The sequence below is a fragment of the Georgenia satyanarayanai genome (assembly GCF_023715365.1).
In the GTDB taxonomy this organism is placed as follows: domain Bacteria; phylum Actinomycetota; class Actinomycetes; order Actinomycetales; family Actinomycetaceae; genus Oceanitalea; species Oceanitalea satyanarayanai_B.
Window position 1 is genome coordinate 351,460 of record NZ_JAMBNZ010000001.1, and the last position, 24,048, is coordinate 375,507.

Annotated in this window: 22 protein-coding genes; 9 read left to right on the forward strand and 13 right to left on the reverse strand. The window is 73.6% G+C overall.

The features are described from left to right. Nucleotides 1–30: 30 nt before the first annotated feature. Nucleotides 31–1,032 carry a thiamine-phosphate kinase gene (locus M3148_RS01560; RefSeq protein ID WP_251302883.1) on the reverse strand — a complete coding sequence of 334 codons (1,002 nt, stop codon included), beginning with the start codon at nt 1,030–1,032 and terminating at the stop codon, nt 31–33. Nucleotides 1,033–1,088: 56 nt separating this feature from the next. Between M3148_RS01560 and M3148_RS01565 the strand changes: the two genes are divergently transcribed. After that, a complete protein-coding gene (locus tag M3148_RS01565; protein ID WP_251302884.1) occupies nt 1,089–1,592 on the forward strand; it encodes a DUF3515 family protein in 504 nt (167 codons plus the stop codon). Nucleotides 1,593–1,704: 112 nt separating this feature from the next. Here the strand turns inward: M3148_RS01565 and M3148_RS01570 are convergent, their stop codons facing one another. Continuing rightward, complete coding sequence (locus M3148_RS01570) at nt 1,705–2,871, reverse strand: D-alanine--D-alanine ligase family protein (RefSeq protein ID WP_251302885.1); 1,167 nt, start codon at nt 2,869–2,871, stop codon at nt 1,705–1,707. Between the two features lie 182 nt (nt 2,872–3,053). Between M3148_RS01570 and M3148_RS01575 the strand changes: the two genes are divergently transcribed. After that, nucleotides 3,054–4,202, forward strand: coding sequence for a trans-sulfuration enzyme family protein (locus M3148_RS01575; protein ID WP_251302886.1), 1,149 nt, complete (start codon nt 3,054–3,056; stop codon nt 4,200–4,202). Between the two features lie 9 nt (nt 4,203–4,211). After that, nucleotides 4,212–4,889 carry an AMIN-like domain-containing (lipo)protein gene (locus tag M3148_RS01580; RefSeq protein WP_251302887.1) on the forward strand — a complete coding sequence of 226 codons (678 nt, stop codon included), beginning with the start codon at nt 4,212–4,214 and terminating at the stop codon, nt 4,887–4,889. Between the two features lie 3 nt (nt 4,890–4,892). On the opposite strand, the gene M3148_RS01585 is transcribed toward M3148_RS01580, so the two are convergent. From M3148_RS01585 to murA, 9 genes are all read right to left on the reverse strand, one after another. Next, nucleotides 4,893–5,918, reverse strand: a complete 1,026-nt coding sequence (locus M3148_RS01585) for an NAD(P)H-dependent glycerol-3-phosphate dehydrogenase (RefSeq protein ID WP_251302888.1) — start codon at nt 5,916–5,918, stop codon at nt 4,893–4,895. Next, nucleotides 5,915–6,706, reverse strand: coding sequence for a lysophospholipid acyltransferase family protein (locus tag M3148_RS01590; RefSeq protein WP_251302889.1), 792 nt, complete (start codon nt 6,704–6,706; stop codon nt 5,915–5,917). Before M3148_RS01590 ends, M3148_RS01585 begins: the two co-directional genes overlap by 4 nt. 22 nt (nt 6,707–6,728) lie before the next feature. After that, nucleotides 6,729–7,778 (reverse strand): WxL protein peptidoglycan domain-containing protein, encoded by a 1,050-nt coding sequence (locus M3148_RS01595; protein ID WP_251302890.1) that lies wholly within the window; start codon nt 7,776–7,778, stop codon nt 6,729–6,731. Between the two features lie 70 nt (nt 7,779–7,848). After that, on the reverse strand, nt 7,849–9,702 hold the full coding sequence (locus M3148_RS01600; RefSeq protein ID WP_251302891.1) for a hypothetical protein: 1,854 nt from the start codon (nt 9,700–9,702) through the stop codon (nt 7,849–7,851). A 389-nt stretch (nt 9,703–10,091) separates the two neighbouring features. Further along, nucleotides 10,092–10,697 carry a response regulator transcription factor gene (locus M3148_RS01605; RefSeq protein WP_110853818.1) on the reverse strand — a complete coding sequence of 202 codons (606 nt, stop codon included), beginning with the start codon at nt 10,695–10,697 and terminating at the stop codon, nt 10,092–10,094. After that, entirely contained in the window at nt 10,694–11,929 is a 1,236-nt protein-coding gene (locus M3148_RS01610) for a sensor histidine kinase (RefSeq protein WP_251302892.1), read from the reverse strand. Before M3148_RS01610 ends, M3148_RS01605 begins: the two co-directional genes overlap by 4 nt. 47 nt (nt 11,930–11,976) lie before the next feature. Then, nucleotides 11,977–12,801, reverse strand: coding sequence for an ABC transporter permease (locus tag M3148_RS01615; protein WP_251302893.1), 825 nt, complete (start codon nt 12,799–12,801; stop codon nt 11,977–11,979). Between the two features lie 38 nt (nt 12,802–12,839). Then, a complete protein-coding gene (locus tag M3148_RS01620; protein WP_251302894.1) occupies nt 12,840–13,820 on the reverse strand; it encodes an ABC transporter ATP-binding protein in 981 nt (326 codons plus the stop codon). Between the two features lie 112 nt (nt 13,821–13,932). Further along, nucleotides 13,933–15,252: a UDP-N-acetylglucosamine 1-carboxyvinyltransferase gene (gene murA, locus M3148_RS01625; RefSeq protein ID WP_251302895.1), complete on the reverse strand. Its 1,320-nt coding sequence runs from the start codon at nt 15,250–15,252 to the stop codon at nt 13,933–13,935. A gap of 283 nt (nt 15,253–15,535) precedes the next feature. On the opposite strand from murA, the gene M3148_RS01630 reads away from it, so the two are divergent. The 5 genes from M3148_RS01630 to M3148_RS01650 are packed head-to-tail and all read left to right on the forward strand — an operon-like array spanning nt 15,536 to nt 20,739. Further along, a complete protein-coding gene (locus tag M3148_RS01630; protein ID WP_251302896.1) occupies nt 15,536–16,852 on the forward strand; it encodes a sugar ABC transporter substrate-binding protein in 1,317 nt (438 codons plus the stop codon). Between the two features lie 60 nt (nt 16,853–16,912). Continuing rightward, a complete protein-coding gene (locus M3148_RS01635; protein ID WP_251302897.1) occupies nt 16,913–17,842 on the forward strand; it encodes a carbohydrate ABC transporter permease in 930 nt (309 codons plus the stop codon). Next, nucleotides 17,839–18,684 (forward strand): carbohydrate ABC transporter permease, encoded by an 846-nt coding sequence (locus M3148_RS01640; protein WP_251302898.1) that lies wholly within the window; start codon nt 17,839–17,841, stop codon nt 18,682–18,684. The genes M3148_RS01635 and M3148_RS01640 overlap by 4 nt, the downstream gene beginning before the upstream one ends. A gap of 36 nt (nt 18,685–18,720) precedes the next feature. Beyond that, entirely contained in the window at nt 18,721–19,680 is a 960-nt protein-coding gene (locus M3148_RS01645; RefSeq protein WP_251302899.1) for a glycosyl hydrolase family 32, read from the forward strand. Nucleotides 19,681–19,716: 36 nt separating this feature from the next. Then, nucleotides 19,717–20,739, forward strand: coding sequence for a LacI family DNA-binding transcriptional regulator (locus M3148_RS01650; protein ID WP_251302900.1), 1,023 nt, complete (start codon nt 19,717–19,719; stop codon nt 20,737–20,739). Between the two features lie 191 nt (nt 20,740–20,930). Here M3148_RS01650 and leuD read toward each other — a convergent pair whose 3' ends face one another. Then, nucleotides 20,931–21,605: a 3-isopropylmalate dehydratase small subunit gene (gene leuD, locus M3148_RS01655; RefSeq protein ID WP_251302901.1), complete on the reverse strand. Its 675-nt coding sequence runs from the start codon at nt 21,603–21,605 to the stop codon at nt 20,931–20,933. 13 nt (nt 21,606–21,618) lie between these two features. Continuing rightward, nucleotides 21,619–23,046, reverse strand: coding sequence for a 3-isopropylmalate dehydratase large subunit (gene leuC, locus M3148_RS01660; protein WP_251302902.1), 1,428 nt, complete (start codon nt 23,044–23,046; stop codon nt 21,619–21,621). Nucleotides 23,047–23,156: 110 nt separating this feature from the next. Between leuC and M3148_RS01665 the strand changes: the two genes are divergently transcribed. Next, complete coding sequence (locus tag M3148_RS01665) at nt 23,157–23,888, forward strand: IclR family transcriptional regulator (protein ID WP_110853829.1); 732 nt, start codon at nt 23,157–23,159, stop codon at nt 23,886–23,888. Nucleotides 23,889–24,048 lie beyond the last annotated feature (160 nt).

The following is a 24,048-nucleotide window of genomic DNA, read 5'->3' on the forward strand; positions in this document are numbered from 1 at the left end:
CGCATGGTCGGGGCGGGGCTGCCGGACCTCTTACCGGCGGAAGTGGTCCCAGCCGACGGCGGCGGCGTGCGGCGCGTCCTGCGGCGCCGTGAGGACACCCGGCACACCTGCTCGCACCGTGCCGATGCGCCGGAAGCCCGCCGGCAGCAGGGCGCTCGGAGGGAAGGTCGCGAGCAGGCCGTGATCCTCGCCCCCGGTGAGCAGCCAGGCCGCCGGCTCGGTGCCGAGCCGCGCCGCGAGAGGCGCGAGGGCGGCGAGGTCACCGGCGAGGGAGTCGGCGAGCGGGTCGAGGACGATCTCGGCACCCGAGGCGCGCGCCAGCCTGCCGGTGTCGCGCAGCAGGCCGTCGCTCACGTCCATCATCGCGCTCGCCCCCGCGTCCGCGGCGGCCGGGCCGGCGGCGTAGGGCGGCGCGGGCCGCAGGAAGGCGCCGACCGCGGCGGCCGCTGCGCCGTCGTCGTCGCCGTCGTCGTGCTCCGTGCCGACGGCCAGGACGGCGAGGCCGGCGGCGGCCCGCCCGATCGCGCCGGCATGGGCGAGGACGTCGCCGGGCCGGGCGCCGGAGCGCAGGACGGGGTCACGGCCCTCGAGGTCGCCGTGGACGGTGACGGCGACGACGAGCCGCTCCCCCGCGCTGAGGTCGCCGCCGTCGACGCCGACGCCCAGCGGTCCGCACACGTCAGCGAGGCCGCGGGCGAGGTCCTCGACCCAGCCCACAGGGGTGGCCGGCGGCAGGACGAGGCCGACGACGGTGCTCGTCGGGACGGCGCCCATGGCGGCGATGTCGACGAGGTTCTGTGCGGCGGCCCGGGCCCCGACGTCGCGGGCGGTGCCCCAGCCGCGGCGGAAGTGGTGGTCCTCGACGAGGACGTCGGTCGACACGACGAAGCGCCCGTCCGGGGCGGCGACGACGGCGGCGTCGTCACCCGTGGGGACGAGGGTGGCGCGTCCGCGCGGGAGCAGCGGGGTGAAGCGGGCGAGGAGCTCGCCCTCGCTCAGCGCACTGACGGGGAGCGCGGAGGTGTCGGTCACCCGGCCACGCTACCCGGGGCACCGGCGCGCCCGGGCGGCGGGTTACCGTGAGGGACGTGAGACGACGGCGGATGGTGGCGGTGGCGGCAGCTGTGGTGGCGGTGGGGGCGTGCTCCCCACCGGTGACGGTGCCCGCCGGCCCCGACGCCGCGGACCCGGTCTGCGGGGAGGTGCTCCAGGCGCTGCCGGGTGTGCTCGCCGGTGGTGAGGAGCGCTCGATCGGCAGTCAGTCCATCGCCGGCTGGGGCGAGCCGGCGATCACGCTGCGCTGCGGCGTCGAGGTCCCCGGCCCGAGCACCGAACGGTGCATCACCGTGGAGTCGGGCGAGACCTCCGTCGACTGGCTCGCCCTCGAGGCCGACGACGCCATGGTCCCCGACCACGCCCGGCGCGAGAACGGCTCGTGGACCTTCATCACCTACGGGCGCGTGCCCGCGGTGGAGGTCGTCGTGCCGACCGAGCGCGGCGGCGACCAGCCCACGGCAGTCCTGGTCGACCTGGCGTCGGCGGTGGAGCGGACGACAGCCGAGCGCGCCTGCGTCGGCGCCGACGACCTCTGACCCGTCTCCTCCGCACACTCTCCTCCGCATATGCGGGAAAGCTGCAGGCGTTCGCGCACTCCGGCGGTGATTTTCCCGCATATGCGGGAAATGCGGGGAGGTGAGGGGTGGGTCAGCGGAGGCCCACTGGGCGGTCCAGGGCGAGCTGGATGAGCTCGTCCACCAGCTCGGGGTAAGGCAGGCCACTGCGCTCCCACATGAGCGGGTACATCGAGTACGGCGTGAAGCCGGGCATCGTGTTGACCTCGTTGACGGTCACCCGGCCCGAGCCGGTGACGAAGAAGTCCACCCGGGCCAGGCCCTCGCAGCCGAGCGCCTCGAAGGCCCGCGCCGCGACGACCCGCACCTCGTCGATGACGTGCTGGGGCAGCTCGGCGGGGCAGCTGAGCTGGACGTGGGCGGCGTCGAGGTACTTCGCCTCGAAGTCGTAGAAGGCGTGGCCGTCGACGACGATCTCCCCCGGCAGCGCGGTACGCGGGGCGTCGTCACCGCGGCCCTGGAGGACGGCGCACTCGATCTCCCGGCCCTCGAGGGCCGCCTCGACAACGACCTTGGGGTCGTGGCGCTGCGCCTCGGCGATGGCGTCGGCGAGCTCGGCGCGGCGGTCGACCTTCGTGATGCCGAGGGACGAGCCGGCGCGCGCGGGCTTGACGAAGACCGGGTAGCCGAGGCTGTCGACGGACTCCATCGCGGCATCGGCGTCGCTGCGCCACTGCCGCGGGGTGATGACCGTGTAGGGCCCCACCGGCAGCCCGTGCCCCGCGAGGACGACCTTCATGTAGTGCTTGTCCATGCCGGCCGCGGACGCGAGCACCCCGGAGCCGACGTAGGGCAGCTGGGCCATCTCGAGCAGCCCCTGGAGCGTGCCGTCCTCCCCGAAGGGCCCGTGGAGCACGGGGAAGACGACGTCGACCTGACCGAGGCTGCGCGGCAGCCGGCCGGCCTCGGTGACGGTGAGCTCGCGGCGCACGTCCGCCATGGGCAGGACGACGTCGCCCTCGGCCTCCGCGACCTGCGGCAGGTCCCCGCCGGCGATGGACAGGGCGTCCGGGTCGTCCGGCGCGAGCACCCACTGGCCCGACGGCGTGATGCCGATGGGCAGGACGTCGTAGCGCTCGCGGTCCAGGGCGCGGAGCACCCCGGCGGCCGTGGCGCAGCTGATCGCGTGCTCGCCGCTGCGCCCGCCGAAGACGAGGGCCACCCGGGTGCGGCGCGGCGCCCCGGCGGCGGCGCCGGGGGCGGCGGCAGGAGGGAACGCGGGCTGGGTCGAGTCGCTCATCGCCTGTGAGACTACCGGCGGCCGCCGGCACCGCCCCGGCAACCCGCCGCCCGCGTGGGCGGGCTCACGTGGCCGCCCCCCGGCCCGGCCCCCTGCGCGCCGCCCGTCCCCGGGCCCGGACGGCCGGCCGCGCTCGTGGGACGTGTCGCGGGGCAACGCGCGTGCAGGTCTACCCTGACGCCGTGAACGACCGAGACCTCAGCCCCGCCACCTACGCCGTCGTCGCCGGGCGCCCCGAGCGCACCGAGGGGGCGCCGGTCAACCCGCCGGTGGTCCTGTCCTCCACCTACGTGGGCCGCGGCGCCGCGGCGCCCGGAGCCCCCGTCTACACCCGCCTGGGCACCGAGACGTGGGAGCCGCTGGAGGAGGCGCTGGCCGGCCTCGAGCGCGCCGCCGAGCCGGGTCTGGTCTTCGCCTCGGGCATGGCCGCGGTCAGCGCCGCGCTCGACCTCACCCGCCCCGGCACCCGGCTCGTCGTCCCGCGCCACGCCTACCACGCCTCCCTCGTCGCGGCCCGGCACCTGGTCGAGCGCAGCAACGTCGAGCTCGTCGAGGTCGACATCGCCGACACCGCCGCCGTCGTCGCCGCGATCGAGAGCGGCACGACCTCGCTCGTGTGGGTCGAGACGCCCACCAACCCGATGCTCGAGATCGCCGACATCGCCGCGGTCAGTGCCGCCGCCCACGCGGCCGGCGCCGTCGTCGTCGTCGACAACACCTTCGCCACCCCGCTGGCGCAGCGTCCCCTCGAGCTCGGTGCCGACGTCGTCGTCCACTCGGTGAGCAAGTACCTCGCCGGCCACTCCGACCTCATCCTCGGTGCCGTCCTCACGAGCTCGCGCGAGCTCTACGACGCCGTGCGCACCCGCCGCGACATCGGCGGCGGCATCGCCGGGCCGTGGGAGACATGGCTCGCGCTGCGCGGCCTGCGCACCCTCGCGCTGCGCGTCGAGCGCTCCCAGGCCAACGCCGCCGAGCTCGCGCGCCGCCTCGAGGGCCACGAGCACGTCGTCGCCGTCTCCCACCCCTCGCTGGCCAGCCACCCGCAGCACGAGCGTGCCACCGCCCAGATGGACGGCTACGGCTCGGTCATCACCCTGCGCCCCGCGGGCGGGCGGGCCGGCGCGGACGCCCTCGTCTCCGCGGTGCACCTGTGGGTGCCCGCCACGAGCCTGGGCGGCGTCGAGTCGAGCCTCGAGCGGCGCCGGCGCTTCGCCTCCGAGGCCCCCACCGTGCCCGACGACCTCGTGCGCATGTCCGTGGGCGTCGAGGACGTCGAGGACCTGTGGGCCGACCTGCAGCACGCGCTCGCCGCGGCGGCCGCCGTCTAACATCGGGGCATGACTGCCTCGCGCACCACCCGGATCGTCGCCGCCGCCTCGCTCGCCGCCCTCGCGCTCGCCGCGTGCGGGAACGACGACGGCGAGCCCTCACCGTCCACGTCGACGAACCCGCCGCCCGTCGTCACCGAGCCGACGACCGACGCCTCCCCCACCGGGGAGCCGTCGGCCGGCCCGGAGGCGAGCACCGACGCGCCGGCCGCCACACCCGCCCCGGAGGAGCCGACCGACGCGCCGGCCTTTGGCCCCGCCGGCACCGCGCAGAGCGCCGAGCCGAGCGGCGACCTCCTCCTCCCGGTCGGCCTGCGCGTGGGCGACCACGACGGCTTCGACCGCGTCGTCGTCGAGCTCACCGGCGAGGGCGTGCCCGGCTGGCAGGTCGAGTACGTCGACGAGGCGATCGAGGACGGTCGCGGCGATCGCGTGGACGTCGACGGCGAGGCGATCCTCTCCGTGCACGTCTCCGGCACCCGCTACCCCGACGAGGGCGAGGAGCACTACGTCCCCGGCGAGCCGCTCGACGGCCCGGACATCATCGACGAGGTCCACTACCTGGGGACCTTCGAGGGGCTGACCCAGCTGTTCATCGGCGTCGACGACGGCCCGGCGGACTACCGGGTCTTCACGCTCGACGACCCCGCCCGCCTCGTCATCGACATCGCCGACCCGGAGGACTGAGCCCTAGACGCCCTCGGCCTTGCGGGGCCGGGAGAGCAGCGCCTCGGTCATCGCGAGCACCGGCAGGCCCTCGTGGAGGACGGCGGCGACGGCCTGGCTGATCGGCAGGTCGACGCCGTGCGCGGCGGCGAGCTCGAGGACGGCGCGGCACGACTTCACGCCCTCGGCGGTCCCGCCGGTCGCGGCCACGGCCTCCTCCAGCGACATCCCCTCGCCCACGTGCCGGCCGAGGGTGTTGTTGCGCGACAGCCGCGAGGCGCAGGTCGCCACCAGGTCCCCCAGGCCCGCGAGGCCGGCGAAGGTCTCGGCCTGGGCGCCGAGCGCGAGACCCAGGCGGGTGGTCTCGGCCAGCCCGCGCGTGATGATCGTCGCGGTCGTGTTGTCCCCGAAGCCGGCGCCCTGGGCCATGCCGACGGCGAGCGCGATGACGTTCTTCACCGCACCACCGAGCTCGACGCCGACGACGTCGGTGTTCGTGTAGGGCCGGAAGTACGGGGTGGCGCAGGCGTGCGCGACCCGGGCGGCGGTGGCCTCGTCGCTCGCGGCGACGACGGTGGCCGTGGGCTGGTGGGTGGCGATCTCGCGGGCGAGGTTGGGCCCGGACACGACAGCGACCCGCCGCTCCTCCAGACCGAGCGCCTCGCGCAGCACCTCGCTCATCCGCTTGTGGGTGCCGAGCTCGACGCCCTTCATGAGCGAGACGACGACGGCGCCGGCCTCGAGCGCGTCCGCGGAGCCGGACAGCGCCGCGCGCACCGCCTGGGACGGGACGGCCACCGCGACGAGGGCGGCGCCGCCGAGCGCGGCGCGCAGGTCCGTCGTCGCCGTGACGCCACCCGGCAGGGTGACGCCGGGCAGGTACCGCTCGTTGCGGTGCTCCTCGGTGATCTCGCGGCACGCCTCGGGCGAGCGGCCCCACATGGTGACCTCGTTGCCGGCGTCGGCGAGGACGGCGGCGAAGGTCGTGCCCCAGCTGCCGGTGCCGAGGACCGCGGCGCGCGGGGCCGGGGCGGTGGTCGTGCTGGTCATGCATCCCTCTCGCTGTGGGTGGTGCGGGCAGCGCGGCGGGCACGCTTGCGCTCGGCGCGGGCGGCGAGCTCGGCGGCGCGCGGGTCGCCGTCGCGGCGGGTGTCGTACACGCGGGCAGGGGGCTGCTCGCCCCGCAGACCGGCGAGGATCTCGGTGATCGCGGCCATGACGCGCTCGGTCGCCTCGCGCAGCGCCTGCGGGTCGTCCTCGCGGCCGTACAGGTCCTCCAGCGGCACGGGCGGGCCGGCCTCGACCCGCACGGTGCGGCGCGGGACGACGTGGAGCACCTTCCCGTAGCGGGCGAGCACGTCCTGCGGCCCCCACTGCGCGACCGGCACCACCGGCACGCGCGCGGAGAGGGCCAGTCGGGCGACGCCGAGCTTCGCCGTCATCGGCCACAGGTCGGGGTCACGGGTGAAGGTGCCCTCGGGGAAGATCCCCACGCACAGCCCCTGCGCGAGGGCGTCCCGCGCCGGCTCGAGGGCCGCGAGCGCCGAGGCGCTGTCCCGCTCGACGGCAATCTGCCCGGCGCGGCGCAGCACCCAGCCGACGACCGGCACCGCGAAGAGCGTGTGCTTGGCGAGGAAGCGCGGCGCGGCACCGTGGTTGTACAGGTAGTGCGCGAAGACGAGCGGATCGACGTTCGTCAGGTGGTTCCCGGCCGCGATGAAGCCGCCCTCGGCGGGCAGGTGCGCGGCGCCGCGCCAGTCGCGGCGCATCGTCGCCCGCAGCAGCGGGCGCAGCAGCCCGGCGATCACGCGGTACATCCGAGGGACGGGTCTGGTCACCCGGGGATCGTATCGTCGTGCCCTACGCGCTCCCGACGGCGGGAGCCGCCACCACCTCCTCCACCGGGGCGGGCGCCGTCGTCGGGACGGGGCGGCGGGCGGCACGCCGCCGCCGCACGAGGCGGACGGTGCCGAACGCCACCCGCGCCAGGACGAGGACGACGACGGCGGCCGGCACCCACGGCACCGCGACGGCGGTGACGGTGGCCGTCTCGCGGACGGCGTCGGGGCCGGTGCTCAGCCGCGCGAGGACGGAGACGTCGGCGCTGAGCAGGCCCCACGCGGGCACGCCGGGGAGAACGAGGGAGTCGGCGACCCCGGTGAGCGCCGAGGCGCGCAGCCGGTCCCCGGGCATGAGCTCGGGCAGCGCGACTGTCGCGGGGGCCGCGGAGAGCGGGCCGAAGGGGCTGCTGAGCGTCACCGCGGACTGGGGCATGAGCCGGGCGTTGCCCTCGTTCGTCACGGTGAAGTCGACCCGGGTGTCGCCGGACCAGAAGTTCCACCACGGGGCGTCCCGGGTGAGGGTGAGCTCGGAGACCGTGACGGCGGGCGCGAGGTCACCGGGAACCCGCAGGTAGACGCGGCTGGCGACACGGGCCTCGACGAGCACCCGCTCGCCCGTGCTCGTCGTCTCCCCGCGCGGCATCGACACGACGACGCCGGCGACGTAGTCACCCGGCTGCTCGTTCTCGGGGACCGTGACGGTGAAGGGGACGGCGCCCTCCCCGCCGGGCTCGAGGGTGAGGCGCGCCGTCGCCGGCGTGATCCAGGCGCCGGCGAAGCGCGGGGCGTCCTCGGCCAGGAGCAGGCCGAGGTCCCCCGAGGGTGTGGTGACGGCGTCGGTCGCCCACACGTCCACGGTGATCTCCTCCGGGCCGCGGTTGCGGACGAGGACGGTGTCCTCGTGCGTCTGCCCGGGGTCGAGGGTGAGCTCGAAGGCCTGCCGCGGGCCGTCGTCGTCGGGGGCGGGCAGCACCTCCCAGGCGGCGGGTGGCGGGGCCTCCTCCGCGGCGGCGGGGGTACCGAGCAGGGCGGCGGCGAGGATCGCGGCCGCGGTGGCAAGACGTCTCATGGGGTTCTCCTTGGGGTCTGTCGGGTGTGCCGGTGCGGGAGGGGCGGGCCCTCCCGCACCGGCGGACCCGCTAGAAGACGGTGACGGTCACCCGGGCGACGTAGTCACCGGGAACCGTCGAGGTGGGGGCGTGCAGGAGCAGCTCCCCGCCGACCGTCGTCGTGCCGCGGCCGCCGCCGGGGGCGGCCGAGGCGAGGGTCGTGCCCTCGGTGAAGCCCTCACCGGGGGCGACGGGCTCCCCGGCGGTGACCTCCTGGGTGGGCGCGGCGGAGAGCACGCGGGGGGTCACCCCGAGGTACCGGCCCTCGAGCACCGCGGCCCCGGCCCGGAAGTCGCTCACCTCGGCGGTGAGCGACCAGCCAGGGTCGGCCGGCCGGGTGTCGGCCACCGTGATGGTGGGCAGGTCACCCGACGCCGCGAGGTGGCTGAGCCCGGTCTCGAGCCCGGCCGTCCCGAGGCTCACCCGGTCGGCACCGACCGCCACGGCGAGGCCGCCGGTCTCCGGGATGGAGACCTCGACGTCGAATCCGTCCGTCGTCTGCCCGGTCACCGGCTGGGTGGCGCCGCGGACCTGGGACATGAGCCAGTCGTGGGTGACCGCGTTGTTGTAGGCCGGCACCCAGGAGAAGTGGCCGCTGAGCGGGATGCTCGGACCGTCGGCGTCCGGCGGTGTGCCGGTCGTGCCCGCCTCGAAGATGGTCACGAGGTGGTGGGCACCGATGTCCTGCGCGGCGCGGCGCTGCTCGGTCTGCAGCGCGACGGCCTCGGCGAGCGGGAGGTTGCCCGCCCACCGTCGCTGGACGACGTCGACCCCGAGCGCCTCGAGGGCGGTGACGCTGTCGTAGACGCCCTGCACCGGCACCGTGCGGTCGTCCTCGGAGTGGAACTGCCAGATCGGGAAGTCGACGAGCTCCGCCAGGCCGGGGTTCGCCCCCGGACCGTAGGCCACGGTGACGGCACCGGCGAAGACGTCCGAGTCGTCGATGAGGAGGTTCCACGTGCCGATCGACCCGAGGGACAGGCCGGTGATGTAGACCCGGTCGGGGTCGATGGGGAGCGTCTCCTTGGCGTGCTCGACCATCGCGAAGAGACCGGCGCGCCCCTCCTCGTCCTGCCACGACAGGTCGGGGTGACGTTGCGGTGCCATGACGAAGGCGGGGTGCTCGGCCTGCGCCGCTGGCTCGGCCCACGACGTGACGAGACGGTTGGCGAGGAGCTGGGCGGCGTTGTCGGTGCCCGACTCCCCCGACCCGTGGAGCGCGAGGACGAGGGGGTAGAGCCGCCCGTCGTCCTCGCCGTCGCGCACGGCCTCCGGCTCGAAGAACCGGTAGGCGAAGTCCGAGCCCTCCCCCGTCCACTGCTCGACGGAGAAGTCGTCGACGACGGAGCGGACGACCTCGGTGTTGACCACCGTCGTCGAGCGGGCCGGGACGGTCTCGTCGTCACCGACGAGGTCCTCGGTCTGGCGCACCGAGTAGGCGCCGTCGAGCGGGTACTGGTTGTTGATGCCCGTGTAGAACAGGACGCCGGCGTTCGCGTCGTAGCGGGACAGCTCGAGGATCACCCACTCCCCGCTCGTGCCGGCCCGCTCCGCGGAGCGCTGAGGCGCGTCGCTGAGGTACGCGTGGGTGACGGTCCGCTCCCCGGTGCTCGTGTTGCCGGGGGTCGAGCCGCTGCGCCGGGCGGTGACGGTGAACGCGTCGGGGTCCAGGGGCACGTCGCCGAAGTCGAGCTCCTCGGAGTACTGGACCGCGAGCGCCGTCACCTTGGCGCCCTCGTCGAGGGTCTCGACGAGGACGACGGCGTCGGTGATCTGGGCGTCGGCCGGTGCGGCGAGCGCCGGGGCGGCGCCCAGGGCGCCGAGCCCGAGGGCGGCGACGGCGGTGATACCGACCGCCCGCCCCCGTCTGATGGGAATTGCCATGACTGCACATCCTCACTTCATCGTGGTGATGACGTCCTGCGACTGGATGCGGTTTTCACGCGCACACAGAACGCGATCACATCCGGATTTTCGAATGCCGGTGGACGACGTCGTCCAGCACGATCACGCCCCCCCGACGAGCAGGACGTTAGCGGTCATTCTCAGCCCTGACAATGCCGTGTCCACCGGGACTGCAGACTTCTGCTGCACCCGCTGAATGACATTGCTGTAAGGCCACCACCTTTTGATTCTCCGAAACCGTCGGAAGAGGCCCGCTAAACCACCCCGCGCCCTTTTGTCATCCAGCTTCCGACGCATTTCTCGTGCCGGCAGGATGATTTCTCACACCGGGTGCAGCAACACCCGGTCCGCTCGGGGGACGAGCGGGCTCAGATCCAGCCGTGGCGGCGGGCGACCTGGACGGCCTCGTGGCGGTTGGCGGCGCCCAGCTTCATCGCGGCCGCGGAGAGGTAGTTGCGGACCGTCCCGGGGCTGAGGTGGGCGCGCTGGGCGATCTCCTCCACGGGCGTGCCGTCCGCGGCGAGCTCGAGGACGTCGGCCTCGCGCGGGGTGAGCGGGGAGTCGCCCGCGCTGATGGCCTCCGCGGCGAGCTCGGGGTCGACGTAGCGCCCGCCGGCCTGGACCTGGCGCACGACGTCGGCGAGCACCCGCCCCGAGACCGTCTTGGGCAGGAAGGCCGAGACACCGGCCTCCAGGGCCCGCTTGAGGTAGCCGGGTCGCCCGTGGCTCGTGACGATGACCGAGCGGCAGCCGGGCACCTCGGCGGCGAGCTGCTGGGCGACGGCGATCCCGTCGAGCCCCGGCATCTGGAGGTCGAGGACGGCGACGTCGGGACGGTGGTGGCGGCCCGCGGCGACCGCCTCCGGGCCGGACGCGGCCTGCGCGACGACCTCGATGTCCTCCTCCAGCCCGAGGAGGCCGGCGAGGGCGTCGCGGATGAGGTTCTCGTCGTCGGCCAGGAGGATGCGGATCATGGTGCTCCCATCGTGCCACCGGCGTCGTCGCCGCCGAGCGGGACGTGCGCCCGCAGGGTAAAGGTGCCCCCGGGGGCCTCGGTCGCCACCGTGCCGCCGAGGTCGGCGAGGCGCTCGGAGAGGCCGACGAGGCCGGAGCCGGTGGACGGCGGGCCGCTCACGCCGTCGTTGACGATGGTCAGCTGGGCCAGGCGCTCCCCCGCCTCCTCGACCACGGCGACGTCGATGGTGCACGAGTCGGCCGAGGAGTGTCGCACGACGTTCGTCGCCCCTTCTCGCACCACCCACGCGAGCGCGGACTGGACCCGCGGGGGCAGCGTGGTGTCCTCGCCGATGATCCGGGTGCGCACGCCGGCCGAGCGGAGCACCGAGCGGGCGCCGGCGACCTCCGTGGCGAGGTCGGCCTGTCGGTAGCCGGCGACGACGGCGCGCACCTCGCGCAGCGAGTCGCCTGCCAGCTCGCGGACCTCGAGCATCTGCTCGGCGGCCCGCTCCCCCTGGCCGCGGCGGCTGAGCTCGGCGCCGAGCTCGCTCTTGAGCGCGATCGCGGACAGTGCCCGGCCGAGGACGTCGTGGAGGTCGCGGGAGAAGCGCAGCCGCTCCTCGGCGACGGCGAGGCGCGCGTGGAGCTGGCGGGTGCGCTCCTGCTCCCAGACGACCCCGAGCATCCACACCGAGATCCGGAAGCTCGGGGTGAGGGCGACCATGACGATCCCGAAGATCAGGGCCGTCGTGGGGACGAGGGGCCAATCGAGGGCGGGCCGGTTGGCAAGGGCCGCGGCGGCGCTCACCACGAGGGACAGCGGAACGAGGACCGGGGAGGTGAGCACGGGCGTCACCGCGAACAGGCAGGTGGCGAGCGCGAGGAGCACGGCCGCTCCCCTGCCCTGCCAGCCGATCTCCCCGGCCGGCGGCAGCCCGAGCATCGCGGCGACGACGGCCGCGCCCGTGAGGACGAGCAGGAGCGCCACCGGCCCGCGCGGCAGCGGCGTGCTGTCGCGGAAGGCGGTGACGCCCTGGCGGATGACGAGGATCGCCACGCCAGTCTCGACGACGACGAGACCGGCGTAGGCGGTGAAAGCGGCGGTCCGGTCCGGGTCGAGCTCGGTGGTCCCGATGACCGAGGCCGCGAGGAGCGGGACCATCCCGAGGAGGAGGTAGAGCGTCCAGCGGGTGTACGTCTCGAAGCGTTCCGGCCCGGTGCGGCGGCGCCACGAGTCGACTAGTCGCATGGTCGCATCCTCTCAGCAGCCGCGGGGCGGGACGGTCAGCGGGCCGGTCAGCGGCGCGGCTCCCAGCGCATCCAGCGCCGGGTGGCCAGTGCGCCGAGGACGATCCACAGGGCCAAGGCCGCGAGGGGCTGGGCGACATCCGCGAAGGCCCCTGAGGCGAGCGTCCCGTCCAACGCCACGGCGCCGAGACCGTGCTGGACGAGGGCGACGACGGGGAACATCGGCGTCCACTGCGCGACCGTCGCGAGGGCGTCAGGCATGATGTGCACCGGGATGGCGAGCCCGGACAGCGCGGTGGCGACCATGAGGATCGGCAGCGTCGTCAGCTGCGCGGTCTCGACCGTCCGGGTGAGCCCGGCGGAGGCCGTCGCGAGCAGGACGAAGAGGACGACCCCGCCGACGACGGCGGCCGCGACCCACAGCGGGTTCTGCAGCGTCGGCACCTCCAGCCACACGGCCATCGCGACGACGCCGAGCACGAGCTGGGCGAGCAGGACGAGGACCGCGGGAGCGGCCGTGGCCGCGATGATCTCGCCGCGGGAGACGTCACCGGTGAGCAGCCGCTTGAGGACGAGCTCCTCGCGGCGGGCGACGATCGTCGTCGTGAGGTTGTAGTAGACGACGATGACCAGAGCGAGCGCCACGAGCATGGTGAGGAGCATGCCGGCGACGCCCGCGCCCCCGCTGTCGGGAGTCATCCCGAGGGTGGCGAAGAAGAGCACCGTGAGTGGGGCGAGGGCGACGGCGTTGAACAGGGTGGTGCGGTTACGCACGAGGAGGAGCAGCTCGGCACGGACGAGGGACAGGACGCGGGCCGCGCGCCCGGCGCGGGGGGCCGAGGCGGTGGCGGGCTGCAGGGCGGTGGTGGTCACGGTCGTGGTTCCTTCGGATCAGGTCTGACGGGAGCGGCTCAGGCGGTGGCGAGCTCGGGGACCGACGGCGCCGCGGCGTCGTCGTCCTCCCCGGCCACCGCGAGGAAGGCCCGCTCGAGGGAGGCGTGGCTGGCCTCGAGGTTGGTCAGCGCCTCCCCGGTGGCGTTGGCGCGCTCGAGGAGCGCGGTGAGCGTGGCCTGGAGGTCGCGCGACTCGATCTCGACGAGACCGGTGCGGGTGCGCCCGGCGGTGAGGAGGGCGGGCAGGGCGTGGAGCGCACGCGGGTCGGCGAGCTCACCGGCCGTCGTGCGGTAGCGGATGCGTGCCGGCTCCCCGGCGACGATCTCGGCGACCGTGCCCTCGCGGACCACCAGGCCGCGGTGCATGATCGCGAGGCGGTCGGCGAGCTCCTCCGCCTCCTCGAGGTAGTGGGTGGTGAGGATGACGGTCGTGCCGGCCTCGAGGAGCCGGCGCACGAGCTCCCACGCGTCGCGGCGCGACTGCGGGTCCAGGCCGGTGGTCGGCTCGTCGAGGAAGAGGATCTCGGGGCGGCCCATGATCGCCAGCGCGAGGTCGAGGCGCCGGCGCTCACCGCCGGACAGCGACTTCACCTGGACCGCGGCCCGGTGGCGCAGCCCGACGAGCTCGAGGGCGTGCGCCACGGGCATGGGGGCTCCGAGGGTGCCGTGCCACATGCGGGCGGTCTCGACGGTGGTGAGGTCGGCGGGGAAGCCCGCCTCCTGGAGCATGATCCCGGTGCGCGGGCGCACGAGGTGCCGCTCGCGGTAGGGGTCGCGGCCCAGGACGCGGACGGTGCCGGCGCTGGCGGGCGCGATGCCCTCGACGACCTCCAGGAGCGAGGTCTTGCCGGCACCGTTGGTGCCGAGGAGCGCGAAGAGCTCCCCGCGGCGGACCGTGAGGTCCACGCCCCGGACCGCCGTGAAGGCCGCCTTCGCGGTGCCGTAGCGGCGCTGGACGCCGGTGACGGTGATGACGGAGCTGGTGTCGGTGGTGGTCATGTCCCCACCCTCCACCCGGGTTCGCGCGTGCAGCGGTGCACGGCGTCATCGCCTCGGGTGGAACGCGCACGGCCGGCCCATGACACGTGTCATGGGCCGGCCGTGGACCTGCTCAGTCGAGTGGCTTCACGTCCGCGCCGAGGGCGCGGAGCTTGCCCATGAAGTCCTCGTAGCCGCGGTAGATGATGTCGATGCCGCTCACCCGCGAGGTGCCCTCGGCGGCGAGCGCCGCGATGAGGTGGGAGAAGCCGCCGCGGAGGTCGGGGACCTCGATGTCGGCGGCGCGCAGCGGCGTCGGGCCCGAGACGACGGCCGAGTGGTAGAAGTTGCGGTGCCCGAAGCGGCAGGGCGAGCCGCCGAGGCACTCGCGGTAGACCTGGATCTGGGCGCCCATGCCGCGCAGCGCGTCGGTGAAGCCGAAGCGGTTCTCGTAGACCGTCTCGTGGACGATCGACAGGCCGGTGGCCTGGGTGAGCGCGACGACGAGCGGCTGCTGCCAGTCGGTCATGAACCCCGGGTGGACGTCGGTCTCCAGGACGATCGACTTGAGCTCCCCGCCGGGGTGCCAGAAGCGGATGCCGTCGTCGGAGACCTCGAAGTCGCCGCCGACCTTCCGGAACGTGTTGAGGAAGGCCATCATCCCGTGCTGGTCCGCGCCGCGGACCATGATGTCGCCGCCGGTGGCCAGGGCCGCGCAGGCCCACGAGCCGGCCTCGATGCGGTCGGTGAGGGCGGTGTAGGTGGCCCCGCCGAGGCGGTCGACGCCCTCGATGCGGATGACGCGGTCGGTGTCGACGGAGATGATCGCGCCCATGCGCTGGAGGAAGGCGATGAGCGCCATGATCTCCGGCTCGGTGGCGGCGTTGCTCAGCTCGGTCTTGCCCTTGGCGCGCACGGCGGTGAGGAGCAGCTGCTCGGTGGCGCCGACGCTCGGGTAGGGCAGCTGGATCTTGGCGCCGGTGAGCCCGCGGGGGGCGGTGATGTGGATGCCCTGGGGGCGCTTGTCCACGACGGCGCCGAACTCGCGCAGGATCGAGAGGTGGTAGTCGATCGGGCGGTCGCCGATGCGGCAGCCACCGAGGTCGGGGATGAAGGCCTCCCCCAGGCGGTGGAGCAGCGGGCCGCAGAAGAGGATCGGGATGCGGCTGGAGCCGGCGTGGGCGTCGATGTCCGCGACGTGGGCGGTCTCGACGTCGCTGGAGTCCAGGCGGATGACGCCGGCCTCGACGTCGTAGTCCACCGTGACGCCGTGCAGGCGCAGCAGGCCGGAGACGACCTCGACGTCCTTGATCTGCGGGACGTTGCGCAGCTCGGACGGCGACTCCCCAAGCAGGGCGGCGACCATGGCCTTGGAGACGAAGTTCTTCGCGCCGCGGACGCTGATCTCGCCCTTCAGCGGCGTCCCACCGTTCACCTGCAGTACTGCGCTCATACCCACCTCATCGCCGACGTCGGACCCGCGCGGCCCGGACAGTTCAGCATAAGCCGCCGATGTGAGGGAGGGATGAGAGGACGTGAAGGGTCGGTGAAGGTGCCCAACCTCACGCGCGCACCACCCATGTCGCGAGAGCCGGACCTCTCCGGTGAGGAATCCGGCTCTCGCGGGGTGGGTGGTCTTGACAGCCGGGGTGACCGGTGCCACGATCTTGCCGAATCGATTCGGCACCGTCCGCGGTGCCCGGACCCCCCATCGGACACAGGCGTCGGGAGCGCAGATGAACAATCGACGGACACCCATCGGGATCGCCCTGGCGGCGGCCCTGGCACTGACGGCGTGCAGCAACGACGACGGCGCCTCGTCGGGCGACGGCGAGGGCGGCGGTGAGATCACCATCTGGGCCCACCAGGGCCAGGAGTCGGAGGTCGACGCCCTCCAGTCCGCCGTCGACGGCTTCAACTCCTCCCAGGAGGAGTACACGGCCACCCTCCAGCTCGTCCCCGAGGCCGACTACACGAGCACGGTGACGACGACCTCCGCCGACTCGCTGCCCGACGTCCTCGAGTACGACGGCCCGATGATGGCCTCGCTCGTCTACGCCGGGAAGCTCGCCCCCGTGGGCGACCTCGTCGCAGCCGAGACGCTGGAGAACCAGACCGACTCCGCGCTCGCGCAGAACACCTACCCCGTCGACGACGAGGTCTACGGCGTCTCCCAGTTCGACGCCTCCCTCGGCATCTACGCCAGCGCGTCCAAGCTCGAGGCCGCGGGCGTCGACTACCCGCAGGACCTGCAGGACGCCTGGACGGTCGAGGAGTTCGAGGCCGCCCTCGAGGCGCTCGCCGCGCAGGACGAGGACGGCCAGGTCCTGGACATCAAGGAGAACTACGGCGCCGAGTGGCCCACGTACGGCTTCCTGCCGGTCGCCTGGTCGACCGGGAAGAACATCGTCGAGGACAACGCCGCGGACGGGAACCTCAACAGCCCCGAGGTCGTCGCCGCCGTCGAGCGCTTCGCCGGCTGGCGCGAGTACATCGACCCGAACACCGATGACGCCGCCTTCCTCGACGGCCGCGTCGCGATGAGCTGGGTGGGCCACTGGATGTACAACCCCTACGCCGAGGCGCTGGGCGAGGACCTCGTCGTCCTGCCGCTGCCGGACTTCGGCGCCGGCCCCAAGAGCGGCCAGGGCTCCTGGGCGTGGGCCGTCAACCCGGAGAGCGACGACGCCGAGGGCGCCGCGGCGTTCCTCGACTTCCTCACCACCGACGAGCAGGTCGCTGCCATGACCGAGGCCAACGCCGCGCCCCCGGCCACGACCACGGTCCTGGAGTCCAGCGAGCTCTACGGCGCGGACGGCCCGCTCGCGATCTTCGCCGAGTCGCTCCAGGCCACGTGCGGTGACGCCGTGCCCAGCCCGGACTGCGTCGCGGTCCCCCGCCCGATCACCCCGGCCTACCCGGTCATCAGCCAGCAGTTCTCCGAGGCCTTCTTCGGTGCCTATGAGGGCGGCGACGCCCAGGAGCTGCTCGACACCGCGGCCCGCGCCATCGACCTGGACTTCCAGGACAACGACGGCTACGGCCTGAGCTGACCCACCGCCGTGGGCGGGGGCACGCCGCTCCCGCCCACGGCACCCTCGTGAGGAGGAACGATGACCACTGCGGTGACGCGCCGGGCCCGCGCCCGGCGCCCGGAGACCCTGGCGGGTTGGGCGATGATCGCGCCCGCCGCCATCGGGCTCCTCCTGTTCGTCCTGCTGCCCTTCCTGCTCGCCGGCTGGCTGTCGACGCAGAACGTGCGCCTCGACACCCCGCAGCCGCCGTCGTGGTTCGGGCTCGAGCACTACCGGCGGATCCTCCTCGACCCGGACTTCCGCGGCGAGTTCCTCACGGGCCTGCGCAACAACCTCATCTTCGCGGCCGTCGTCGTGCCGGTGCAGACGTCCCTGGCGCTGGCGCTGGCCGTCCTGCTCAACCGGCCGCTGCGCGGCATGCCGGTGTTCCGCACCTTCTTCTTCATGCCCGTCGTCTTCCCCATGGCCCTGGTGGCCGTGGTCTGGAAGGTCATCTACACCCGCGGCGAGCTGGGCCTGCTCAACTCGGTCCTCGACACCGTCTCCTTCGGGCTCATCCCCTCCCAGGACTGGCTGGGCAACCCGAGCACCGCGCTCGCCGCGATCATCATCATGTCGATCTGGCAGGGCGTCGGGCTGCAGATGGTCATCCTCCTCGCCGGCCTCCAGGGCATCCCCGGCGAGCTCTACGAGGCCGCGGCCCTCGACAAGGCCGGCCCGTGGCAGCGCTTGCGCCACGTCACCCTGCCCGGCCTTCGCAACACCCTGATCTTCGTCGCGATGGTGACGACGATCCTGTCCTTCCGCGTCTTCGACCAGGTCTACATCATGACCGGCGGCGGCCCGCAGGACGCGACGACGACGGTGATGTACCAGGCCGTGACGACCGCCTTCACGGCGAACAACGTCGGGCGGGCCTCGGCCATCACCGTCCTGTTCTTCCTCATCGTCCTCACCATCACCCTGATCCAGCGCCGTGTGCTGCGCGAGGAGCGTGAGATCGCATGACCACCACCCGCTCCCGTCCGCTGCGCACCGCGGGCAGCTACCTCCTCCTCACGGTCCTCGCGCTCGTCTTCGTCGCGCCGATCGCCTACCTCGTCATCGGCAGCTTCAAGCCGTCCTCGGAGGTCATCGACGGCGTGGGCGGCTTCGTCCCCCGCGAGCTGTCCCTGGACAACTACTCCGGCATGCTGGGCCGGTTCTCCAGCCCCGCCACCGGGTACTTCACCGACTTCTTCCTCACCTCGCTGCTCGTCACGACCGGCGTCGTCGCCTTCGGCCTGCTCGTCAACTCGATGGCCGCCTACTCCCTCGCGCGGCTGCGCTGGGGCGGGCGCGACGCCGTCATGCTCGGCGTCGTCGCGCTGACGATCCTGCCCTTCGAGGCGATCGCCGTCCCGCTGTTCTACGCGCTGAACGAGCACCGCAACACGTACTACATCCAGATCCTGCCCTTCGTCGCGAGCGCCTTCTCCATCTACCTCTTCTACTCCTTCTTCATCGGCCTGCCGAAGGAGATCGAGGAGGCCGCGCGCCTGGACGGCGCCGGCGTGTGGCGCACCTACCTGCGCATCGTCGTGCCGATGTCCAAGCCGGTCTTCGCGACGGTGGCGATCTTGTCCTTCCTCACGACGTGGGGCTCCTTCCTGTGGCCGGTCATGATGATCGACCAGCCGCAGAAGCGGCCGCTGCCGCTGGCGATCGCGGTGTTCCAGGGACAGCCGCCCTACGACTGGGGCCAGATCTTCGCCTTCGGCGTCCTCATGGTGCTGCCCGTCCTCGTCGTCTTCCTCCTCTTCCAGCGCTGGTTCGTCCAAAGTCTGGCCTCCTCGGGCCTCAAGGGCTGACGCCCGCCCGCTTCCGCACAAGAAGAAAGCAGCTGCATGCCTCTCGCCCTGCCCGACCGCTGGGTCTGGGACTTCTGGTTCGCCCACGACGGGGACGACGTCCACGTCTTCTACCTCCAGGCGCCGCGCTCGCTCGGCGACCCCGACCTGCGCCACCACAGCGCGACCATCGGGCACGCGGTGAGCCGCGACCTGCGCAGCTGGCAGGTGCTGCCCGACGCGCTCGGGCCCGGGGAGGGGGAGGACTTCGACTCCCTCGCCACGTGGACCGGCAGCGTCATGCGCCACGACGGCGTGTGGCACATGTTCTACACGGGCGTCTCGACGGCGGAGGGCGGCGCGGTCCAGCGCGTGGGCCTGGCCACCTCCCCCGACCTCCTCACGTGGACCAAGCAGGGCATGGTCCTGGAGGCCGACCCGCGCTGGTACGAGCGCCTGCACGACGGCGTCCGGGAGGAGGCGTGGCGCGACCCGTGGGTCTGGCACGAGCCGACGACGGGCCGCTTCCACATGTACCTCACCGCCCGCGCGGACCACGGGCCGCTCGACGGGCGCGGCGTCGTCGGGCACGCCGTCTCCGAGGACCTGCGCACCTGGGAGGCGCTGCCCCCCGTCTCCGAGCCGGGCGACTTCTACCACCTCGAGGTCCCGCAGCTCCTCCACCTCGGTGGCGCGTGGCGGGTGGCCTTCTGCCTCACCGCCGGGGAGCACAGCGCGGTCCGCCGCGAGCGCGCGGGCTTCGTCGCGGAGGGCGGCACGCACGTCCTCACCGGCCCCGGCCCGCTCGGGCCCTTCCGCCTGGAGAGCGAGCGCTTCCTCCTCGGCGACCCGCACGCCAGCCTCTACGCGGGGCGCTTCGTCGAGCACCGCGGCAGCTGGTACCTCCTCGCCTGGGAGCACGTGGACGACGACGGCGGCTTCGGCGGCCGCATCAGCGACCCGATGCCCGTGTCCGTGGACGAGGACGGGACGATCCGGGTGACCCGTCCGGCATAAAGTGTGGGGGCCAGCAGCCGACGAGGGAGGACCGGGGTGACGAGGAGGCCACGCATCCGCGACGTCGCCGAGCTCGCGGGGGTGGCGCCGTCGACCGTCTCCGTCGTCCTCAACGACACCGCGGGCGCCCGGGTGGCCGGCAGCACCCGGGACCGGGTGCGGGCGGCCGCCGCCGAGCTGGGCTACGTGCCCAACTCGCTGGCCCGCGGCCTGCGCACGCAGCGCTCGGGGACCCTCGCCTTCATCAGTGACGTCATCGCGACCACCCCGTACGCGGGCCAGCTCATCCAGGGCGCGCAGGACGCCGCCTGGGAGGCCGGGTACCTCCTCATGCTCGTCAACACGGGCGGGGACAAGACGCTCGAGGAGCACGCCGTGCGGGCGCTGCGCCAGCAGCAGGTCGACGGCGCGCTCTACGCGACGATGTACCACCGCTCGGTGACGCTCCCGGGGGTCCTGGACGGGCTGCCCACGGTGCTCCTGGACTCGCGGCCGGCGCAGGGCGCGACGACCTTCGTCGTGCCCGACGAGCAGCAGGGCGCGCAGTCCGCCGTCGAGGAGCTCGTGCGGCACGGGCACCGACGCATCGGCTTCGTCCGCGACCTCCACGACGGCCCCGCCGTCGACCGTCGGCTGCGCGGGTACCAGGACACGCTTGCCGCGCACGGGCTCGAGGTCGACCCGGGGCTCGTGGTGCGGGAGCGCTCGGACTCCGCGGGCGGTGACCGCGCCGCGGGGGTGCTGCTCGACTCCGAGCGGCCGCCGTCGGCGATCTTCGCCTTCAACGACCAGATGGCGATCGGGGTCTACCGGGCCGCCGCTGCGCGGGGGGTGCGCATCCCGCAGGACCTGTCCGTCATCGGCTTCGACGACCTCTACGTCGTCTCCAGCGAGCTCACCCCGGGCCTCACCACGATGGCGCTGCCGCACCGGGAGATGGGCCGGCTCGCCGCCCTGGCCCTCATCGCCGAGCGCGACGGCGCCGAGCCCGCCGGGGAGCTGCTCGTCCCCTGCCCGGTGGTCCGCCGCGGCTCCGTCGGCCCGGCGCAGTCCTCGTAGCCGGCCTCGCCGGGGCGCCGGCCCACGTCGCGAGAGCCGGATTCCTCCGTCGTCCCCCGCACCCCACGTCGTGAGAGTGGGTGGGGGTTGGACTCGCGCTGACACCCCGCGGACACACGGCGGCGGCGCCCCCTGCGCCGAGAGCCGGATTCCTCCAGGAGGAATCCGGCTCTCGGCGGGGGTGGGATGGGTCAGCGCAGGGGGGCCTGCTCGTGGGCGGGGACGCCGTCGTCGACGGGGCGGGCGGCGACGATCTCCACCGGCGGCAGGTGCTTGGCCGGGAGGGTCTGCGGCCGCCAGGCGGCGCGGGACTCCTCGAAGGTGGTGATGTCCTGCTCGTGCTTGAGGGTGAGGCCGATGTCGTCCAGGCCCTCCATGAGGCGCCAGCGGGTGTAGTCGTCGATCTCGAACTGCGCGACGACCGAGCCACAGCTCACGGTGCGCGAGACGAGGTCGACGGTCACCTCGGTGCCCGGCGCGGTCTCGAGGACCTTCCAGATCTGCTCGACGTCCTCCTGCGCGAGGATGCCCGCGACGAGGCCCTGCTTGCCCGAGTTGCCGCGGAAGATGTCGGCGAAGCGGGAGGCGAGGACGGCCTTGAAGCCGTAGTCCTTGAGCGCCCACACGGCGTGCTCGCGGGAGGAGCCGGTGCCGAAGTCGGGTCCGGCGACGAGGACCGAGCCGCTGCGGTAGGCGTCCTGGTTGAGGACGAAGTCCGGGTCACCGCGCCAGGCGGCGAACAGGGCGTCCTCGAAGCCGGTGCGGGTGACGCGCTTGAGGTAGACCGCCGGGATGATCTGGTCGGTGTCGACGTTGCTGCGGCGCAGCGGGACGCCGACGCCGGTGTGCTGGGTGAACTTCTCCATGGCGCTTCTTCTCTCAGGCGTTGACGAGCTCGCGGGCGGGCTCGAGGTCGGCGGGCGAGGACAGGGTCCCCCGGACGGCGGTCGCGGCGGCGACGAGCGGCGAGACGAGGTGCGTCCGCCCGCCCTTGCCCTGGCGGCCCTCGAAGTTGCGGTTCGAGGTGGACGCTGCCCGCTCACCCGGCTTGAGCTGGTCGGGGTTCATGCCCAGGCACATCGAGCAGCCGGCGTTGCGCCACTCGGCACCGAAGTCGAGGAAGACCCTGTCCAGCCCCTCGGCCTCGGCCTGGAGGCGGACGCGCGCCGAGCCCGGCACGACGAGGACGCGGACGTCGTCGTGCTTCTTGCGGCCCTTGATGACGTCGACGACGGCACGCAGGTCCTCGATGCGGCCGTTCGTGCACGAGCCGATGAAGACGGTGTCGACCGGGATGTCGCGCAGCGGGGTGCCCGGTTCCAGGCCCATGTACTCCAGCGCGCGCTCGGCGGCGACGCGGTCGCCCTCGTCGCCGATCTCGGCCGGGTTGGGCACGTTCGCAGAGAGCGGCAGGCCCTGGCCGGGGTTGGTGCCCCAGGTGACGAAGGGCTCGAGCTCGGAGGCGTCGAGGTGGACCTCGACGTCGAAGACGGCGTCGTCGTCGCTGCGCAGGGTCTTCCAGTACTCGACGGCGGCGTCCCAGTCGGCGCCCTCGGGGGCGTGCGGGCGACCCTTGAGGTACTCGAAGGTGGTCTCGTCCGGCGCGATCATGCCGGCGCGGGCGCCGGCCTCGATCGACATGTTGCAGATGGTCATCCGCGCCTCCATGGACAGGGAGCGGATGGCCTCGCCGCGGTACTCCAGGACGTAGCCCTGGCCGCCGCCGGTGCCGATCTTGGCGATGATCGCGAGGATGATGTCCTTGGCCGTGCTGCCCTCGGGGAGCTGGCCGTCGACGTTGATCGCCATCGTCCTGAAGGGCTGGAGGGGCAGGGTCTGGGTGGCGAGCACGTGCTCGACCTCGCTCGTGCCGATGCCGAAGGCGAGCGCACCGAAGGCGCCGTGGGTGCTCGTGTGGGAGTCGCCGCACACGACGGTGAGGCCGGGCATGGTGAGCCCCAGCTGGGGTCCCACGACGTGGACGATGCCCTGGTCGGCGTCGCCCAGGGAGTGGATGCGGATGCCGAACTCCTCGGCGTTGCGGCGCAGCGTGTCGATCTGCGTGCGGCTGGTGAGGTCCGCGATCGGCAGGTCGATGTTGAGCGTGGGGGTGTTGTGGTCCTCGGTGGCGATCGTGAGGTCCGGGCGGCGCACCGGGCGTCCCGCGAGCCGCAGCCCCTCAAAGGCCTGCGGGCTCGTCACCTCGTGCACGAGGTGCAGGTCGATGTAGAGGAGGTCGGGGGCCCCGTCGCTCCCTTCGCGCACGACGTGCGCGTTCCAGACCTTCTCCGCAAGGGTGCCGCTCATGTTCTCCACCTCTCGGGCGCAGCGGTAGCCGCGGCCCTTCTCCGTCCCTTCCCGGACCCTGTTCGGTCCGGGGGCTTGCATCTCAGTGAGTGAGATGCCAATATCGCCACATGGACAACTCTAGCGGAGTCGGCGTCCTTGACAAGGCCGCCACGGTTCTCGGTGCCCTCGAGGCAGGGCCCGCGACCCTCGCGCAGCTCGTCGCTGCGACTCACCTCGCCCGCCCCACCGCCCACCGGCTGGCCGTCGCCCTGGAGCACCACCGCTTCGTCGCGCGGGACATGCAGGGCCGCTTCATCCTCGGCCCCCGGCTCAGCGAGCTCGCCTCGGCGGCCGGCGAGGACCGCCTGCTCGCGGCTGCCGGTCCGGTGCTCACCGCCGTGCGTGACCACACCGGGGAGTCGGTGCAGCTCTACCGCCGCCAGGGCGACCAGCGCATCTGCGTGGCCGCCGCCGAGCGGCAGATGGGCCTGCGCGACTCGATCCCGGTGGGCGCGACCCTCACGATGTCCGCGGGCTCGGCGGCCCAGATCCTCCTCGCGTGGGAAGAGCCGGACCGCCTCCACCGCGGCCTGCAGGGCGCGACCTTCACCGCGACGATCCTCTCCGGCGTGCGCCGCCGCGGGTGGGCGCAGTCTGTCGGGGAGCGCGAGCCGGGCGTCGCGTCCGTCTCCGCCCCCGTGCGCGGGCCCTCGGGCCGCGTGCTCGCCGCCGTGTCGGTCTCCGGACCGATGGAGCGCATGGGCCGCCAGCCCGGGCGCCTCCACGCCGGCGCCGTCGTCTCCGCCGCCAACCGCCTCACCGAGGTGCTGCGCCGTACCGAGGACACCCAGGAGGGCTGAGCTCCTCCCTCGCCGCACGCGGGTCGGCATGCTCCGCAGATGACACGGCGAGGTGGGGCTCGGCGGGACGACGCCGCACGACGCGGCGCCTCGCCGCCCACCTGCGCGCCGGGTCCTGCGAGCGCCGGTGAGGGGCCCCGGCGCCGGGTCACCACCTGAG